The organism is Frigoribacterium sp. CFBP 13707, from assembly GCF_014842245.1.
Lineage (GTDB): Bacteria > Actinomycetota > Actinomycetes > Actinomycetales > Microbacteriaceae > Frigoribacterium > Frigoribacterium endophyticum.
The window spans coordinates 57,314-73,078 of record NZ_JACYVL010000007.1; the positions used below are offsets into that span (position 1 = coordinate 57,314).

The following is a 15,765-nucleotide window of genomic DNA, read 5'->3' on the forward strand; positions in this document are numbered from 1 at the left end:
CGCCGACCGCGACCGGGACCACGACACGGAGGCCGGCGCGGACGACCCTCAGCCGCGGGCGGCCGACTGCGCGACCGCGTGGTCGGCCTGCTCGCGGCTCAGCTCGGTGAGGCCGCCGCAGTTGCTGCACCGGTTCAGCCAGCGCTTCCGCAGCGTCACGAGCGGCACGAAGAAGAGCGTCGCCTTCGTGGCGTGCTCCTCGACCTGCTGCGGCACCGTCTTGTCGCAGAACCGGCAGGCGAAGACGACCACGGCGAGCACGCGGCTCTTCACGGTGGTGCCGAAGAGGATGAACATCGGTCGACCGTAGCCGCCCGGCCTGCGAGGCGGCGCGGTGGGGGGCAGGAGGCGCGGGCCCTTCCCTGGGACGCGCCCGCGCCTCCTGCGGTTCACTGTCAGGGGGAGGCAGCGATGAAGCACATCCGCTACGACGGCAGCACGATCACCACCGGCGACGACATCGCGGAGGCGGTGGTCGAGTACGCGGCCGCGCTCGGCGCGAACGGCGGCACGGACACCGTCCACGTGCCCACCTTCGACGCGCACGGCACCGCGACGACGTCGACCATCCTGATCGGGCCGGCCAGCCAGATCGTCGTCTCCGACGCGGAGGAGGACGAGCTCGAGCCCGAGGACGAGGGCTTCGTCCGGCGCCTGCGGGAGGCGTCGGCCGCCGCCGGGTCGGTCGAGGTCGTGCACGCCGACCGCGGGCCGTCGGCCTCCGAGCGCTGACGCCGGACTCGGCGCGAGGGCGGCCGGGAGGGCCGGAGCAGGCCCCGCGGGCGTGGCCCCCGAACGGGTGATCTGCACATTGGGTCGCGGAATGGTCGGACGGGGGCAGATTGTCAGCTATGCTCCCCGCTCTTGTGGCTCCGGGCGGAGTGGGCGTATAAACGACAGGTAACGGGGAACACGCGACGCAGTCACGCGGAGATCAGGTGCCTCCTCTTCTCAGTCAGGCGCCTCATGGCCCGTTCGACCTCCTCCCGCCCCCTCTTCTCCGCCCGTCCGGTGCTCGCCGGGGCCGTCGTGCTCGGCGTCGCCGCCGCGCTGGCCCTCTCCACGGCTCCCTCCGCCCGGGCCGTCGGGCTGATCGACCTCGGCGACGCGACGAGCTTCGCGGTGCTCGGCGGCCAGACCGTCACGAACACCGGCGTCTCGGTGGTGCAGGGCGACGTCGGCCTCTCGCCCGGGACGTCGATCACCGGGTTCCAGGGCGGCCCCGGCGTCGTCACCGACGGGACCCTGCACGCCACGGACGCCCTCGCGGCCCGGGCGCAGGCGTCGCTGCAGCGCGCCTACGAGCAGTCGGCGAGCCTCAGCCCGCAGGCCAGCATCTCGCTCGCCGACCCCGCCGACCGCCTCCTCACGCCCGGCGTCTACGCGACCGACGGCGTCGACGCCCTGCTGCCCGACACCGCCGCGCTGACCTTCGCCGGCGACGCGGCCTCGACCTGGGTCATCCAGGTGCCCCAGGACCTCACCATCGGCAGCGGCACGTCGATGGTCTTCACCGGCGGCGCCAGCGGCTGCAACGTCTTCTGGCAGGTCGGGCGCTCCGCGACCATCGGCGGCGGCTCGGCGTTCGCCGGCACGGTCATGGCCCAGACCTCCATCTCGGTCGTCGCGACCTCGACCGTCGACGGGCGCCTCCTCGCCCGGACCGGTGCCGTCACCCTCGACACGACGCGCATCGTCCGCGACGCCTCCTGCAACGAGGCCCCGCAGATCACCTCGTCGGCCCCGACCGACGCCACCGCCGGCACGCCCTACGCCTTCACCGTGACCGCCACCGGCAGCCCCACGCCCACGTTCACGTCGACCACGCTGCCCGCCGGCCTCTCGCTCGACGCCACGACCGGGGTCATCTCGGGCACGCCCACGACGCCCGGCACCACCACGGTGACCGTGACGGCCACCAACGGCGTCGCGCCCGCCGACACCGCGACCTACACGATCACCACCCTCGAGGCCGCCGTGGTGACGCCGCCGGTCGTGCCGGTCACGCCGCCCGTCGTGCCCGTCACGCCGCCCGTCACGCCGGTCGTGCCCGGGACGCCCACGACGCCGGGCGCCACCACCCCGCCGGCGACGACGACTCGCATCACGCCCGTCGCCGACCGCGGCCGCGTGGCCGCCCGTGACGGCGGAGCCCTCGCCTACACCGGCTCGGAGGCCACGCTGCCCCTGGCCGTCGGGGCCGCCGCGCTGCTCGCCGGGCTCGCCCTCGTGCTGGGCACGCGCCTCCGTCGTCGCGGGGAGCAGCAGCACCGCGGCTAGTCCCCGTCCGCGGGCACGGAGCGTGCCGCGTGCGCCCGCCGGCTGTCAAGCCCCGGACGTCGCCCTGACCGCCGGGTTCGGTGGGTCGTGACCGACACCACGACCACGGGAAGGCAGGTGACATCGTGATCGAACGAGGGAACACGACGCACGATCCGGAGCAGGACGAGCAGCTGGCACACGAGGCGCAGGGCCTCGTGCAGGGCCGGGGAGGCGTGGGCCACGTCCAAGAGGCCCGCCAGACCGAGCCGCTGCCCGACGACACGGACTCCGCCGAGGTGCAGCAGGCTGCGGGCCTCGACGGCGAGCTCGTCGACGTCGAGACCGCGGTGACGCCGGAGCCGCCGAGCGCCGGGGGCGACGGCACGGACACGCTCACGGAGACCGCCGCGGGGCTCAGCGCCGACCCCGTCGCGGTCAGCACGGAGACGCCCGAGGGAGCCGACGTCGAGCGCGCCGAGCCCGACGGCTCGGACCCGTCGGCCCCCGGCCAGCCCGTCACCGACGTGGCCGGGGCCGACGCACGAGCCTCCGAGGGGGCCTCCGCCGACGGAGCGGGCTCGTGACCGACACCGAGGTCGGCGACTCGCTCGCCCCGCTGCTGCGCGGCGACCGGCCGACGACATGGGCCTACGCGGACGTCTCGGCCGACCGGGAGGACCCGCGCGGCTGGGCCGACAGCCTCGCCACCGCGACCCTCGACGCGCTCGTGCAGGCCGGCGCCCCGGTGGACGACGCCCGGGTGCTCGCCGAGGAGCTCGTCGCCCCGCCCGGAGTGCCCGCGCCGGTCAGCCGGTACGTGCTCGTGCAGGGCGGCGAGGTCGTGCTCAGCGAGGTGCTGCCCGGCCCGGCGAAGGCCGCCGACGCGCTCGGCCACGGCCCCGTGCCCGACGCGCTGCCGCTGCTGGCGCACCGCCCGGTCGACCTGACCTTCCTCGTCGTCGAGGTGGGGCGCGACGGCGGCGGGTTCCGCGTGTACCGCTTCGGCTACGGCGAGGTGCAGCGCGAGCAGCAGGTGCAGGGCCGCACCGACACTCTCCACAAGATCCAGGGCGGTGGCTGGGCGCACAAGAGGATGCAGTCGCACACGGAGGAGCTGTGGCGACAGAACGTCGGCGAGCTCGGCGACGCGATCGACTCCGCCGTGCGACGTCACCGTGCCGGGCTGGTCGTGGTCGCGGGCGACATCCGGGCCCGTCAGCTGCTCGAGCTCGAGCTGTCGGAGGAGACCCGTGGCCTGCTGTCGGTGGTGCCGACCGACACCAGGGCGCCCGACGCCGCCGACGACGCCCTCGTCTCGCAGGTCGAGGTCGCCCTCGCCCGCGTCGTGGCCCAGCGGGTGCACGACGCCCTCGACCTGCTGCGCACCCACCTCGGGCGCGGCGACGGCACGGCGGTGAGCAGGGTCGGCGAGGTCGTCGCGGCGCTCGCCGCGGCGCAGGTCGACACGCTGCTGCTCGATCCGTCGGCGGTCGACGACCGCACGCTGCTCGCGCTCGGCGACGCCCCCTGGGTGGCGACCGCCCTCGAGGAGGCGCTCAGGGCCGAGGTGCTGGCGGAGCTGCCCGCCGCCTCGGCCCTGCCCCGGGCCGCGCTGTTGACCGACGCCCGCGTCGTCCTCGCGAGCGCCGGTGCCCTGCCCGGCGACACCGGCCTCGGCGCCCTGCTGCGCTGGCCCGTCGGGCCCGCGAGGCCCGGCACCGACGCGGGCTGAGCGCCGGCCGGCCGGGTCGGCACCCGTCCGACCGCACCCGCACACGCCGACCGCACCCGTGAGCATGCACGCACCGACCGCACGCACCGACCGACCGCACCGAGGAGGACCCCCGTGAGCGACGACTCCGCCCTGCCCCTGCCCGACTACGACCACCTGCCGCTCGGCACGCTCGAGACCCGGCTGCACGCCCTCGACGAACCCGCCGTCGCGGCCCTGCTCGAGCACGAGCGGGCGCACGGCGACCGGCTGCCGGTCGTGCAGCTGCTCGAGGCGCGGCTGGGCCGCCTCCGCGACGGTGCCGAGCCGTCGGGCGGCCTCCCGGCCGCCGAGCCGTCGGTCGGCGGAGCGCCCGCGGGCGGCTCGCGCGTGAGCCCGGCGACGGCCGGCCCGGCGATGAACCCGCCGTCGCAGGGCGACCCGACCAACCCCGCCCAGCCTCGGTGAGCCCGACCCGGCGCGGTGGCTCACCGCGGCCCGGCGACGGCGCGCAGCCCGCCCGGCTGCGGGGAGGGGTGGAGGCGCCGGGCGCGTCTCACTAGCCTGGGCCCGTGAGCAGAGACCGAGTCCTCGCCCCCGCGCCGCCCGCCGACGGGTCGAGGCCGAAGGGGCCGGCGTCGTACTTCCCGAGCATCGAGGCCACCTACGGCCGGCCGGTGCAGGAGTGGCTCGACCTGGCCGCCGACCGGCTCGACGTCGACCCGCACATGCAGGTCGTCGCCTGGCTGAAGGCCGAGCACGGCCTGGGCCACGGCCACGCGAACGCCGTCGTCGCGTACGTCAGGGCCGCCCGCACCGCGCAGTAGCGGCCCCTGCCCCGTCGTCCCGCCGCGGACGGGCGCCGCACCCCGTTCCGTTCACCGCACCCCGATGCAGCGGGGTGCGCTGAACGGAACGGGGTGCGATGGACCTTGGTGCCCGGAGTGAGGGGGCGCGGCCGCGTGGGTCGCGGCAGGCGCGCGCCGGGCTCAGCCGGCGTTGACGAGGCCGCGGCGGCGGTGCACGGCCCAGACGGTGCCGGCGACGCCGATCAGCACGGCAGAGAGCACCATCAGCGCGGGCCAGCCGCCCACCGGCCAGACGGTGCCCGCCAGCGCCGAGCCGATGGAGCCCCCGACGAAGTTGCCGACGACGAACGCGGTGTTGAGCCGGCTGCGCGCCGCGGGGTCGAGCGACAGCAGCCGGGTCTGCAGCAGCACCTGCGACGACTGGATGCCGACCGACAGCAGCGCGACGGCGATCAGCACCACGACGAGCGACCCGCCGCCGAGGCCGGCGACGACGAGGGAGACGAGCGTCACCGCGAGCCCGACCCCGATCGCGGGCACCGAGAGACCGCGGTCGAACAGGCGGCCCGCGCGCTGGGCCCCGACGGCCCCGGCGACGCCGACGATGCTGACGAGCCCGATCCGCGCCGGCGACCAGCCGTACGGCTCGGCCGAGAGCAGGAAGGTGAGGCCTGTCCAGAACATCGTGAAGACGGCCATGACGGAGGCGCCGATCACCAGCGAGACCCGCACCTGCCGTCGACGCGCCACGGTGGTCAGCACCGACCAGAGCAGCTGCCGGTACGGGGCGGCCGCGCGGCGGGGCAGCGACGGCACCGACCGCGCCATGAGGGCGGCGAGCACGACCAGCAGCACCGCCGCGACGACGTAGACGGCCCGCCAGCCGAGGGCGTCGGCGACCAGGCCGCTGATCGCGCGCGACACGAGGATGCCGAGGATCAGCCCGCTGGCCACCGTGCCGACCACCCGCCCCCGGTCGGCGTCGGTGGCGAGGTCGCCCGCCAGCGGCGTCAGCATCTGCCCGGCCACCGTCGTGAGGCCCACCAGCGTCAGCGCCACGAGCAGCAGCGGGAAGCTCGGGGCCGCGGCGCTCGCCGCGAGCGCCAGGGCGGAGAGCAGCATGATGAGCGGCACGGCCCGCCGTCGGTCGACCCGGTCGCCGAGCGGCACGATGAAGAAGACCCCGAGGGCGTAGCCGACCTGGGTCACGGTGATCAGCAGCCCGGTGGAGGCGGGGGAGGCGTCGAGGTCGCCCCCGATGATGCCGAGCAGGGGCTGCGCCCAGTACAGGTTGCCGACCGCGGCGCCGCCCGCGACCGCGAAGAGCAGGGTGCGGCCCCGGGTCATCGTCGCCGTCGAGGGCGAGCCGGGCGAGGTGGGGGCAGGAGCGTCGTTCGTCACCCGGTCGACGCTACGCACTCCCGGGCAGCCGAGGGAGGCCCGGGCGGTGACCCCTCCAGGTGCGCGGCGTACGGTCGACGCCAGCAGGTGCGCCCCGCCTGCCGGGGCCGGTTCGCCGGCTCCTGGTCCCGACTCGTTTCCCGGAGCCGGGGCCGCCCCTCGTCCTCCCGCCGACGCGCCCTTCCCTCCGGGCCCGGCCGGTGCCACGATGTGCACGAGCGCCGACCGGCGCCGCCCGGCGACCCGCCGGGGCCGACCTCGACGACGAGGAGTCGACCATGTCCGTGCAGCTCACCCCCTACCTCGCCTTCCGCTCGGAGGCGCGTGAGGCGCTCGACTTCTGGGCGTCCGTGCTCGGCGGCACGCCGACGACCACCCGCTTCGGCGACTTCGGTATGGGCACGCCGGCCGAGGCCGACAAGGTCATGCACGGCCAGCTCGAGACCGACGCCGGGCTCGTGCTGATGGCGGCCGACCGTCCCGACGAGATCCCGCTCGAGTCGGAGAACGCGATCTCGTTGTCGCTCAGCGGCGGGGCCGACGACGAGGCGGCGCTGACGCGCTGGTTCGACGGCCTCGCCGAGGGCGGGCGCGTGCACGTGCCGCTCGCGAGGGCGCCGTGGGGCGACTCGTTCGGGATGGTCGACGACCGCTTCGGCATCCACTGGATGGTGAACATCGCGGGCGCGGGCGCGGGCACTGCCGCTGATGCCGACGCCGAGCACGCCTGAGCAGGACGCGCTGAACGGGCCCCCGGCGGCCTACTCCTCCGTGATCGCGACGAGGCTGATCGGCACGCCCGGCGAGACCAGCAGGTCGGCCCGCTGGTAGCGCCCCTCGCCGATGTCGACCTCGAGCCAGAACGCCTCGCCCCCGGCGACGGCGGCGAGCACGCGCTCGCGCACCGCGTCGAGCTGGTCGCCGGGCAGCGTGTAGAGCACCCCGTCGTAGTGGACGTCGACGCGCTTGGTCACGAGGCGGCCCCGTTCGTGACGGGGGCGGCCCCGGGGGCCGTGCCCGCGCCTCCCACAGGCCCGGCGGGCTCGTCGACGACCTGCAGGCCGATGTTGGTGTTGGCCGTCATCTCGAGCGCCCGGACCCACTCGGGGTCGATGCGCGGCAGGCGGCTGCCGTAGTACTTGTAGACGAGCGGGATGGACGGGTGCAGCCAGATGGCGGTGCGCCCGTCGCCGACGGCATGGTCGTCCTTCCACGAGAAGTAGAACGACTCCCCGCGGCGCAGCTTCATGCCGATCACGATCTGCAGGTGCGCGAGGGTCCGGTCGTCGAAGTCGACGCTGAGCGCCTTGTCGTACGCGAACTTGCCCATGTCTGCCCCTCTGGCTGGCGGGGTGGGGGGGCGCCCGGCCGGTCGTCCCTCCACGAGCCCTGGCCCCCGGAGGGAACGAGGCTGCTCCCGAACCTATCGGCCCTGCTCCGATGCCTGTCCAGGGCTTGCGCCGACCCCTGCTCGGGGGGTAACGGGCCTCGGCCCCGCACCGTCCGGGCGGCCCCCGCGTCAGCGCCGCGTGAGGATCGGGCCGTGCGGCGTGAGGAAGCCGTGAGGAGCCCCGGCCGGCCCCGTCGCCCGGTGTCTACTGACTCGCTGTGCCCGCCACGGGCACCGGGCCCGAGCGGGCCCGCCCCGTCAGCCTCCCTGGGAGTCGTCGTGCTCGACATCGTCTACCTGCTCGCCGTCATCGCGGTCTTCGCCGTGATCGCCTTCGTCGCGAAGGGGGTCGAGAAGCTGTGATCGTCGTCGAGATCGGCGCCGCCGTGCTCGCCGTCGCCGCCCTGGTCTACCTCGTCTGGGCCCTCGTGCAGCCGGAGCGCTTCTGATGGACGCCCTCCTCGGCGTCCTCCAGGTCGCCACCGTCGCCGCGGTGCTCGTCGTGGCCTACCGCCCCCTCGGCGACCACATGGCCCGCCTCTACTCGAGCACCCGCCACCTCCGCGCCGAGCGCGTCGTGTACCGGCTGATCGGGGTCGACGGCTCGGCCGAGCAGAGCTGGCCCGCCTACCTCCGCGGCGTGCTGAGCTTCTCCGTCGCCGGCGTGCTCGCGCTCTACGCGATCCAGCGCCTGCAGGCCGTGCTGCCCCAGTCGCTCGGCTTCCCCGCCGTGCCCGAGGGCCTCGCCTTCAACACCGCCGCCTCGTTCGTCACGAACACGAACTGGCAGTCGTACTCGCCCGACCTCACGCTCGGCTACGCCGTGCAGCTCGGCGGCCTCGTCGTGCAGAACTTCGTCTCCGCCGCCGTCGGCATGGCCGTGGCCGTCGCGCTGATCCGCGGCTTCGCCCGCGTGCGCACCGGCACCCTCGGCAACTTCTGGGTCGACCTGACCCGCGGCGTCGTGCGCCTGCTGCTGCCCCTCGCGCTGCTGAGCGCCGTCGCGCTGATGATCGGCGGCGTCGTGCAGGACTTCACCGGGTTCACCGACGTCACCACGCTGACCGGCGGCACGGCCACGATCCCCGGCGGGCCGGTCGCTTCGCAGGAGGCGATCAAGATGCTGGGCACGAACGGCGGCGGGTTCTTCAACGCGAACTCCGCCCACCCGTTCGAGAACCCCACGCCGTGGACGAACGCGCTCCAGGTCGTGCTCATGCTCGTCATCCCGTTCTCGCTGCCGCGCACCTTCGGCACCATGGTCGGCTCGCCCCGTGAGGGCCGCGCGATCGCCCTGGTGATGGCGCTGTTCTTCGTCGTCTCGCTCACGGCGCTGACGATCTTCGAGCTCCGCGGCGCGGGCACGGCGCCCGAGCTGGCCGGCGGAGCGATGGAGGGCAAGGAGGCGCGGTTCGGCATCATCGGATCGGCCCTGTTCGGCACGACCTCCACCCTGACCTCGACCGGCGCCGTCGACTCGATGCACGACTCGTACACGGCGCTCGGCGGCATGATGCCGCTGCTGAACATGATGCTCGGCGAGATCGCCCCCGGCGGCGTCGGCTCGGGCCTCTACGGCATGCTCGTGCTCGCCGTCATCACGGTGTTCATCGCCGGGCTGCTGGTCGGCCGCACGCCGGAGTACCTGGGCAAGAAGCTCGGCCCGCGCGAGATCACGCTGGCCAGCCTGTACATCCTCGTCACGCCGACCCTGGTGCTCACCGGCACGGCGCTGAGCTTCGCGATCCCCGCCGTCCGGGCCGACGTCGAGGCGACGTCGATCTGGAACCCCGGGGTGCACGGCTTCACGGAGGTGCTCTACGCCTTCACCTCGGCGTCGAACAACAACGGCTCGGCCTTCGCCGGGCTCACCGCGAACACTCCCTGGTTCAACACCGCGCTCGGGGTCGCCATGCTGCTCGGCCGGTTCGTGCCGATCGTGCTGGTGCTCGCGCTCGCCGGGTCGCTCGCCGCCCAGGACAGGATCCCCGCCACCGCGGGCACCCTGCCCACCCACCGGCCGCTCTTCGTCGGCCTCCTCGCCGGTGTCTCCGTCGTCGTGACGGCGCTCACCTACTTCCCCGTCATCGCACTCGGGCCTCTCGCCGAAGGGCTGAACTAGACCATGCCGACACCATCCGACACCTCCACCGGGGCCTCGACCCGCGACTCCCGCACGACCGGCTCCGCCGGGGCCCCCGGCGACCCGACCGGCGAGGCCGGCACCGGTGCCCCCGCCGCGGGCCGCCCCGCGGCCTTCGGCCCGGCGCAGCTCGCCGCGGCCCTGCCCGGCGCCCTGCGCAAGCTCGACCCGCGCCGCATGTGGCACGACCCGGTCATGTTCATCGTCGAGGTGGGCGCCGCCTACACGACGCTGCTCGCCGTCGCCCAGCTCTTCGGCGTGGGCGACGCCACCTCCGGCGGCTCGCCGGTGCCCGGCTCGTTCACGGTCGCCATCGCCGTCTGGCTGTGGCTCACGGTCGTGTTCGCGAACCTCGCCGAGTCGGTCGCCGAGGGGCGCGGCAAGGCGCAGGCCGAGACGCTGCGCGCCACCCGGACGAGCACGACGGCACGACGCGTGGCCTCGTACGACGCCGACGGCGACGCCTCGGCCGAGCACGCCGCCGTCGACGACGTCTCGTCGGCCGACCTCGGGCTCGGCGACGTGGTCGTGGTGACGGCCGGCGAGCTCGTGCCGGGCGACGGCGACGTCGTCTGGGGCATCGCCTCGGTCGACGAGTCGGCCATCACGGGCGAGTCGGCCCCGGTGATCCGGGAGTCGGGCGGCGACCGCAGCGCCGTGACCGGAGGCACCCGCGTGCTCTCCGACCGCGTGGTCGTGCGCATCACGAGCAAGCCGGGCGAGACCTTCGTCGACCGCATGATCGCGCTCGTCGAGGGTGCGAAGCGCCAGCGGACGCCGAACGAGATCGCCCTGAACATCCTGCTCGCGAGCCTCTCGATCGTCTTCGTGGTCGTCGTGCTGACCCTGAACCCGATCGCCGGCTACAGCGACGCGTCGGTGAGCGTGCCGGTGCTGATCGCGCTGCTCGTCTGCCTCATCCCGACGACGATCGGCGCGCTGCTCAGCGCGATCGGCATCGCCGGCATGGACCGCCTCGTGCAGCGCAACGTGCTCGCCATGTCGGGCCGCGCCGTCGAGGCGGCGGGCGACGTCACCACCCTGCTGCTCGACAAGACCGGCACCATCACCTACGGCAACCGCCGGGCGGTCGAGTTCACGCCGCTGGACGGCGTCGCCGAGGCCGAGCTGGTGGAGGCGGCCGCCACGTCGTCGCTCAGCGACCCCACGCCCGAGGGCCGGTCGATCGTCGACCTCGCGCTCACCACCGGCTGGCACGAGCAGGGCGTCGACCGCTCGACGATCGTGCCGTTCACGGCGCAGACCCGCATGAGCGGGCTCGACCTGCCCGACGGCACCGAGATCCGCAAGGGCGCCGCCGGCTCGGTCATCGCGTGGGTGGAGGAGGGCGGCCGGCTGGCCAGCACCGAGCACGACGAGCTGACCGGCCGCGTCGAGGCCGTCTCGACGGCGGGCGGCACCCCGCTCGTCGTCGCGGTCAAGGACGCCGGAGGCGCGGCGCGCGTCCTCGGCGTCGTCCACCTGAAGGACGTGGTGAAGGAGGGCCTCCGGGAGCGCTTCGCCGAGCTGCGCGCCATGGGCATCCGCACCGTCATGGTCACGGGCGACAACCCGCTCACCGCGGCGGCCATCGCCCGCGAGGCCGGGGTCGACGACCACCTCGCCGAGGCCACCCCGGAGGACAAGCTCGCGCTGATCCGCCGCGAGCAGCAGGGCGGCGCGCTCGTCGCGATGACGGGCGACGGCACGAACGACGCGCCGGCGCTCGCCCAGGCCGACGTCGGCGTCGCGATGAACACCGGCACGTCGGCCGCGAAGGAGGCCGGCAACATGATCGACCTCGACAGCGACCCGACGAAGCTGATCGACGTCGTGCGCATCGGCAAGCAGCTGCTCATCACCCGGGGCGCGCTGACGACGTTCTCGATCGCCAACGACGTGGCGAAGTACTTCGCGATCATCCCCGCGATGTTCGCCGGGGTCTTCCCGGGGCTGGGGCTGCTCAACGTCATGCAGCTCAGCTCGCCGTCGTCGGCCATCCTCTCGGCGATCGTCTTCAACGCCCTGGTCATCGTCGCGCTCATCCCGCTCGCCCTCCGCGGCGTCCGGTACCGGGCCGCGTCGGCGTCGTCCATCCTCGGCCGCAACCTGCTCGTCTACGGGCTCGGCGGCGTCGTGGCGCCGTTCGTCGGCATCAAGCTGATCGACCTCGTCGTCAGCCTGCTGCCCGGGTTCTGAGCCCGCGCCTCCCGCAGCACCACCTCTCGCAGCACCCACCTCGCAGCACCAGAGACAGACAGAAGGACTCACCATGAACGCACGCAGCACGCTGCGTCAGTACGGCACCGCCCTGCGGGCCGTCGTCGTCGCCACCCTCGTGCTCGGCGTCGCCTACACGCTCGTCGTGACGGCGGTCGGGCAGCTGGCCGTCGGGCACCGGGCGAACGGCTCCGAGGTCGAGGTCGACGGGCAGGTCGTCGGCTCGTCGCTGATCGGCCAGTCGTTCACCGACGACGACGGGGCCGCCCTGCCCGAGTGGTTCCAGTCGCGGCCCTCCGCCGCCGGCGACGGCTACGACGCCTCCGCGTCGAGCGGCAGCAACTGGGGGCCGGAGGCCCCCGACCTGATCGCGGCGATCGAGGAGCGCCGGGCGGCCGTGGCCGAGAGCGACGGGGTCGACCCGGCGAGCGTCCCGGTCGACGCGCTCACCGCCTCCGCGTCCGGCCTGGACCCGCACGTCAGCCCGGAGTACGCGCGCGAGCAGGTCGAGCGCGTCGCCGCCGCCCGCGAGCTGCCCGTGGCCGAGGTGCGCGAGCTCGTCGAGCAGCACGTGCAGGGGCGCGACCTCGGCTACCTCGGCGAGCCGACGGTGAACGTGCTCGAGCTGAACGTGGCCCTGGCCGAGCTCGGGCGCTGACGAGGGGCGGTGCCGGGGGCACTGACGAGGGGGGGCGCCGGGGGCGCACGAGGGCCCGGGCACGTGATCGTGCCCGGGCCCTCGTGCTGCTGCGGTGCGCCGCCGCGGGGCGGTCACCGCGGGGCCGGTCGCCGCGGGGGCGGGAACCTAGGAGGCGGGGGTCGCCGCCACGAGGAACTCCACCGTGCCGCTGTCCTCCACGCTGACGAAGCCGAGGTCGGGGGCCTGCACCCCGTAGTCGGAGAAGGTGACCGGGATCGACCCGCTGATCTGCACCCCGTCGCCCGAGAGCGCGGCCTGCAGCGGGACGGTGACCTGCTGCGTGACGCCGTGCATCGTCAGCTCGCCCGTGGCCTCGGTCGTCGCCACCTCGCCGTCGGCGGGCACCGCGGCGTCGATCGGCTGCGTCAGGGTGAAGGTCGCGGTCGGGAACTGGTCGGTCTGGAGGGCCGTGCCGCGGAAGTACTCGTCGCGGTTGCCGCTGTCGGTCGCGATGCTCGCGACGTCGACGTCGATCGTGGCGGCCGAGACCGACGAGCCGTCGACGGTGATGGTGCCGGTGACCTGGTCGGTCGTGCCGACCACGGTGACGTCGGTGCCGTTGAGCACCTCGTCGACGCGGTAGCCGGCGGTGCTGCCGTCGCCGACCTGCCAGTCGCCGGTCAGCTGGCTGGCGTCGAGGGTGCTGCCGCCGGCGGTCGGCGCGACGGTCGGGGCGGCCTCGGGGGCGCCGACGACGACGTCGCGGTAGAAGGCGGGGCCGGCGAACGCGGCGGTGGCTCCGAGGCCCACGACGACGGCGGCACTGACTCCGATGATGATGCCGGTCTTCTTCTTCACGGTGTTCTCCTGCTGGTCGAGGGCGGCGACGACGGAGGTGCCGTCACTGGGAACGACGGGCGGCGGCTGTCCGGGGTTCAGCCTCCCAGCGCACTGTCAGGTCCGCCGCGACCGCGGAGCGGGCAGCCCGGGGTGCGAAGATGCCGCGACGGTGAACCATCCGGCCCCCCGTCTCGTCGTACAGGTGAGGAGGTGGCGATGGACGTCGACGGAGCAGCCCGGCTGCGCGCCCTGCACGACGCGCACGGCGACGTGCTCGTGCGCTACGTGCACCGCCTCACCGGCGACCACGGCCTCGCCGAGGACGTCGCGCAGGAGGCCCTGCTGCGCGCCTGGCGCAGCGCCGCCATCCTCGCGGAGGACGACGAGCCCGCCCGCCGCTGGCTCTTCACCGTCGCCCGCAACCTCGTGATCGACGACCGCCGCAGCGCGCGTCGCGCCCACGAGTTCCCCACCGACGACCTGCCCGAGGGCGCTCCCGTGACCGACGCCTCCGACGCCGTCCTCGACCGCCTCCTCGTCGCGGACGCCCTGGGCTCGCTCTCGGGCGAGCACCGCCGCGTCGTGGTGAGCTGCTACTGGCTGGGTCGCACCGTCGCCGAGACCGCAGAGATCGAGGGGGTGCCGGCCGGGACGGTGAAGTCGCGGCTGCACTACGCCGCGAAGGCCCTGCGGCTCGCCCTGCAAGAACGAGGAGTCACCCGATGACCGACCGCGACGGCCGCCCCGACGCCCGCCGAGAGCCCGAGCTCCGGCGCGAGCACGACGCGGTCCACGAATGGGACGCCGCCTACGTGCTCGGCGGCCTGAGCACCGACGAGCGCGCTCGCTTCGAGCGGCACCTCTGCGGTTGTGAGGCGTGCACCGCCTCCGTCGCCGACCTCGCCGGGCTCCCCGCCGTGCTCCGCCTGCTGCCCGTCGACGACGCCGTGGCGATCGCCGAGGAGGCGCGGGTCGCCTCCCCGGAGCCCGCCCCCGAGGAGTCGCGGGCCGGCACGCCAGCCCCCGTCGCCGACCCGTCGCGCGGCTCCCGCACGCCGGCCCGACGTCGACCGGGGCGTCCTGCGCCACGCCCCCGCGCCTCCGGCCGGCCCTCCTCCCCGCGTCGGCGCGCCCTCGTCGGCGCGGCCGCGGTGCTCGCCGTCGTGCTGCTCGCCGGCGGCGGCTACGCGCTGGGCTCGTCGTCGGGGCGGGTCGCGGAGCCCACGGCCTCGGTCACCACGCCGACGCCCGCCGTCCCCGTCGCGATGACGTCGCTGGTGGGGGGCGCGGTGACCGCCGACCTCTCCGTCACCGCGACTCCCTGGGGCACGCGCTTCGACTGGGAGTGCGCCTACGCCGCCGACCTCGAGGGCACCGGCGTGTACGACCTCGTCGTCGAGGAGGTCGACGGCACCCGCACCGTCGTCGCCACCTGGGACAGCGCGCCCGGCGGCGCCGCCGGGCTCGCGGCCTCGTCGAAGCTGCCGCTCGACCGCCTGCGCAGCGTCGAGATCACGGCCGCCGACTCGACCACCGTCCTCACCCGCACCACCCTCTGAGCCGCAGCGCCCTCTGCCCCCTCCTCCCCACGACGAGGGCCCCGCCCNCAGGAACGTGCGGCGTTCGAGCATGGTGCACCTCCTCCGAGGTCGACGGGCGGGCAGGGGCGGCAGGTGCGGGTCGACGGCTACGCCGTCGCCGCCTCCGGCGAGGCCGACAGCTGCTGCGCCCCACCGTCGCCCGATCGGGCGCTGCCGACCTCGATCCGCCGCGGCTTCGCCCGCTGGCTGACCGGGATCACCACCGACAGCACGCCGTTGTCGTAGTTCGCCGTGATGCCCTCGGTGTCGACGCCGTCGCCCAGGCTGAACTGGCGGCGGTACGAGCCGTGCGGGCGCTCCTGTGCCAGCCAGGTCGCCCCGGCGTGGTCGCCGGCCGTGCGCCGGGCCGTGATCGTCAGCAGCTGGCCGTCGACGTCGACGTCGACGGACCCCGGGTCGATGCCGGGCAGGTCGGCGGCGAGCACGTACTGGTCGCCCTCGCGGTACAGGTCGACGGGCATGGCCTTCGGGCCCTGGCGCTGTGACAGCAGGGTGCCGGCGAGACGGTCGAGCTCGGTGAAGGGGTCGAAGGACAGGGCCATGGGTGCTTCCTCTCTCAGTCGTGGTCGAGACCTTGAGTCACCTCGACTCAAGGTCGATGACACGATGATAGGAACGAGGGCTAGCTCGTGCCTCAACGGATGCTCCGAGCCCGCTCGGACCTCGCTGAGAACAGCTACGGCGAGGAACCACGTCCTCGCCCGCGAACCAGGCCGCGACGTGGTTCCGGTGCGAGTTCGTGGTGCGT

The 15,765-nt window shown here is 74.7% G+C and carries 20 protein-coding genes; 14 read left to right on the top strand and 6 right to left on the bottom strand.

Annotated features, from left to right (window positions below; genetic code table 11):
- Positions 1-48: 48 nt before the first annotated feature.
- Complete coding sequence (locus IFT45_RS12505) at positions 49-297, bottom strand: zinc-ribbon domain-containing protein (protein WP_056052225.1); 249 nt, start codon at positions 295-297, stop codon at positions 49-51.
- 114 nt (positions 298-411) lie between these two features.
- Here IFT45_RS12505 and IFT45_RS12510 point away from each other — a divergent pair, with 114 nt between their 5' ends.
- From IFT45_RS12510 to IFT45_RS12535, 6 genes are all read left to right on the top strand, one after another.
- Positions 412-732: a hypothetical protein gene (locus IFT45_RS12510; protein WP_192128498.1), complete on the top strand. Its 321-nt coding sequence runs from the start codon at positions 412-414 to the stop codon at positions 730-732.
- A 234-nt stretch (positions 733-966) separates the two neighbouring features.
- Positions 967-2,280 (top strand): ice-binding family protein, encoded by a 1,314-nt coding sequence (locus IFT45_RS12515; RefSeq protein WP_192128500.1) that lies wholly within the window; start codon positions 967-969, stop codon positions 2,278-2,280.
- A gap of 125 nt (positions 2,281-2,405) precedes the next feature.
- Positions 2,406-2,846 (top strand): hypothetical protein, encoded by a 441-nt coding sequence (locus IFT45_RS12520; RefSeq protein ID WP_192128502.1) that lies wholly within the window; start codon positions 2,406-2,408, stop codon positions 2,844-2,846.
- Entirely contained in the window at positions 2,843-3,994 is a 1,152-nt protein-coding gene (locus tag IFT45_RS12525; RefSeq protein WP_192128504.1) for a Vms1/Ankzf1 family peptidyl-tRNA hydrolase, read from the top strand. Before IFT45_RS12520 ends, IFT45_RS12525 begins: the two co-directional genes overlap by 4 nt.
- A 114-nt stretch (positions 3,995-4,108) precedes the next feature.
- On the top strand, positions 4,109-4,441 hold the full coding sequence (locus IFT45_RS12530) for a hypothetical protein (protein WP_192128506.1): 333 nt from the start codon (positions 4,109-4,111) through the stop codon (positions 4,439-4,441).
- Positions 4,442-4,545: 104 nt separating this feature from the next.
- Entirely contained in the window at positions 4,546-4,800 is a 255-nt protein-coding gene (locus IFT45_RS12535) for a DUF4287 domain-containing protein (protein WP_192128508.1), read from the top strand.
- Between the two features lie 162 nt (positions 4,801-4,962).
- Here the strand turns inward: IFT45_RS12535 and IFT45_RS12540 are convergent, their stop codons facing one another.
- Entirely contained in the window at positions 4,963-6,183 is a 1,221-nt protein-coding gene (locus IFT45_RS12540; RefSeq protein ID WP_371811000.1) for an MFS transporter, read from the bottom strand.
- Positions 6,184-6,461: 278 nt separating this feature from the next.
- Here IFT45_RS12540 and IFT45_RS12545 point away from each other — a divergent pair, with 278 nt between their 5' ends.
- Positions 6,462-6,914, top strand: a complete 453-nt coding sequence (locus IFT45_RS12545; protein ID WP_192128510.1) for a VOC family protein — start codon at positions 6,462-6,464, stop codon at positions 6,912-6,914.
- 30 nt (positions 6,915-6,944) lie between these two features.
- Here IFT45_RS12545 and IFT45_RS12550 read toward each other — a convergent pair whose 3' ends face one another.
- On the bottom strand, positions 6,945-7,157 hold the full coding sequence (locus IFT45_RS12550) for a hypothetical protein (protein ID WP_056052249.1): 213 nt from the start codon (positions 7,155-7,157) through the stop codon (positions 6,945-6,947).
- Positions 7,154-7,513 carry an ATP-dependent DNA ligase gene (locus tag IFT45_RS12555; RefSeq protein ID WP_192128512.1) on the bottom strand — a complete coding sequence of 120 codons (360 nt, stop codon included), beginning with the start codon at positions 7,511-7,513 and terminating at the stop codon, positions 7,154-7,156. Before IFT45_RS12555 ends, IFT45_RS12550 begins: the two co-directional genes overlap by 4 nt.
- Positions 7,514-7,774: 261 nt before the next feature.
- Here IFT45_RS12555 and IFT45_RS12560 point away from each other — a divergent pair, with 261 nt between their 5' ends.
- The 5 genes from IFT45_RS12560 to kdpC all read left to right on the top strand — a co-directional run bounded on the left by IFT45_RS12560 (position 7,775) and on the right by kdpC (position 12,594).
- The gene (locus IFT45_RS12560; protein ID WP_192128571.1) at positions 7,775-7,936 is read left to right on the top strand and encodes a hypothetical protein; all 162 of its coding nucleotides are present in this window, start codon (positions 7,775-7,777) and stop codon (positions 7,934-7,936) included.
- Positions 7,933-8,022, top strand: coding sequence for a potassium-transporting ATPase subunit F (locus IFT45_RS17895; RefSeq protein ID WP_167258001.1), 90 nt, complete (start codon positions 7,933-7,935; stop codon positions 8,020-8,022). The genes IFT45_RS12560 and IFT45_RS17895 overlap by 4 nt, the downstream gene beginning before the upstream one ends.
- Entirely contained in the window at positions 8,022-9,695 is a 1,674-nt protein-coding gene (kdpA, locus tag IFT45_RS12570; protein ID WP_167258003.1) for a potassium-transporting ATPase subunit KdpA, read from the top strand. Before IFT45_RS17895 ends, kdpA begins: the two co-directional genes overlap by 1 nt.
- 3 nt (positions 9,696-9,698) lie before the next feature.
- Positions 9,699-11,915, top strand: coding sequence for a potassium-transporting ATPase subunit KdpB (gene kdpB, locus IFT45_RS12575; RefSeq protein ID WP_192128514.1), 2,217 nt, complete (start codon positions 9,699-9,701; stop codon positions 11,913-11,915).
- A gap of 73 nt (positions 11,916-11,988) precedes the next feature.
- Entirely contained in the window at positions 11,989-12,594 is a 606-nt protein-coding gene (gene kdpC / locus IFT45_RS12580) for a potassium-transporting ATPase subunit KdpC (RefSeq protein ID WP_056052256.1), read from the top strand.
- A 147-nt stretch (positions 12,595-12,741) separates the two neighbouring features.
- Here the strand turns inward: kdpC and IFT45_RS12585 are convergent, their stop codons facing one another.
- Entirely contained in the window at positions 12,742-13,434 is a 693-nt protein-coding gene (locus tag IFT45_RS12585) for a YceI family protein (protein ID WP_185231354.1), read from the bottom strand.
- A 198-nt stretch (positions 13,435-13,632) separates the two neighbouring features.
- Here IFT45_RS12585 and IFT45_RS12590 point away from each other — a divergent pair, with 198 nt between their 5' ends.
- Positions 13,633-14,142 carry a sigma-70 family RNA polymerase sigma factor gene (locus IFT45_RS12590; protein ID WP_056052262.1) on the top strand — a complete coding sequence of 170 codons (510 nt, stop codon included), beginning with the start codon at positions 13,633-13,635 and terminating at the stop codon, positions 14,140-14,142.
- Positions 14,139-14,975, top strand: coding sequence for an anti-sigma factor (locus tag IFT45_RS12595; protein ID WP_192128516.1), 837 nt, complete (start codon positions 14,139-14,141; stop codon positions 14,973-14,975). The genes IFT45_RS12590 and IFT45_RS12595 overlap by 4 nt, the downstream gene beginning before the upstream one ends.
- Positions 14,976-15,103: 128 nt before the next feature.
- On the opposite strand, the gene IFT45_RS12600 is transcribed toward IFT45_RS12595, so the two are convergent.
- On the bottom strand, positions 15,104-15,559 hold the full coding sequence (locus IFT45_RS12600; protein WP_056052267.1) for an Hsp20/alpha crystallin family protein: 456 nt from the start codon (positions 15,557-15,559) through the stop codon (positions 15,104-15,106).
- Positions 15,560-15,765: the final 206 nt, after the last annotated feature.

Excerpts from the sequence above, each read along its gene's own strand:
- IFT45_RS12505 (WP_056052225.1), bottom strand. The coding sequence starts at position 297 with ATGTTCATCCTCTTCGGCACCACCGTGAAGAGCCGCGTGCTCGCCGTG.
- IFT45_RS12510 (WP_192128498.1), top strand. The coding sequence starts at position 412 with ATGAAGCACATCCGCTACGACGGCAGCACGATCACCACCGGCGACGAC.
- IFT45_RS12515 (WP_192128500.1), top strand. The coding sequence starts at position 967 with ATGGCCCGTTCGACCTCCTCCCGCCCCCTCTTCTCCGCCCGTCCGGTG.
- IFT45_RS12545 (WP_192128510.1), top strand. The coding sequence starts at position 6,462 with ATGTCCGTGCAGCTCACCCCCTACCTCGCCTTCCGCTCGGAGGCGCGT.
- IFT45_RS12555 (WP_192128512.1), bottom strand. The coding sequence starts at position 7,513 with ATGGGCAAGTTCGCGTACGACAAGGCGCTCAGCGTCGACTTCGACGAC.
- kdpA (WP_167258003.1), top strand. The coding sequence starts at position 8,022 with ATGGACGCCCTCCTCGGCGTCCTCCAGGTCGCCACCGTCGCCGCGGTG.
- kdpB (WP_192128514.1), top strand. The coding sequence starts at position 9,699 with ATGCCGACACCATCCGACACCTCCACCGGGGCCTCGACCCGCGACTCC.
- kdpC (WP_056052256.1), top strand. The coding sequence starts at position 11,989 with ATGAACGCACGCAGCACGCTGCGTCAGTACGGCACCGCCCTGCGGGCC.
- IFT45_RS12590 (WP_056052262.1), top strand. The coding sequence starts at position 13,633 with ATGGACGTCGACGGAGCAGCCCGGCTGCGCGCCCTGCACGACGCGCAC.
- IFT45_RS12595 (WP_192128516.1), top strand. The coding sequence starts at position 14,139 with ATGACCGACCGCGACGGCCGCCCCGACGCCCGCCGAGAGCCCGAGCTC.
- IFT45_RS12600 (WP_056052267.1), bottom strand. The coding sequence starts at position 15,559 with ATGGCCCTGTCCTTCGACCCCTTCACCGAGCTCGACCGTCTCGCCGGC.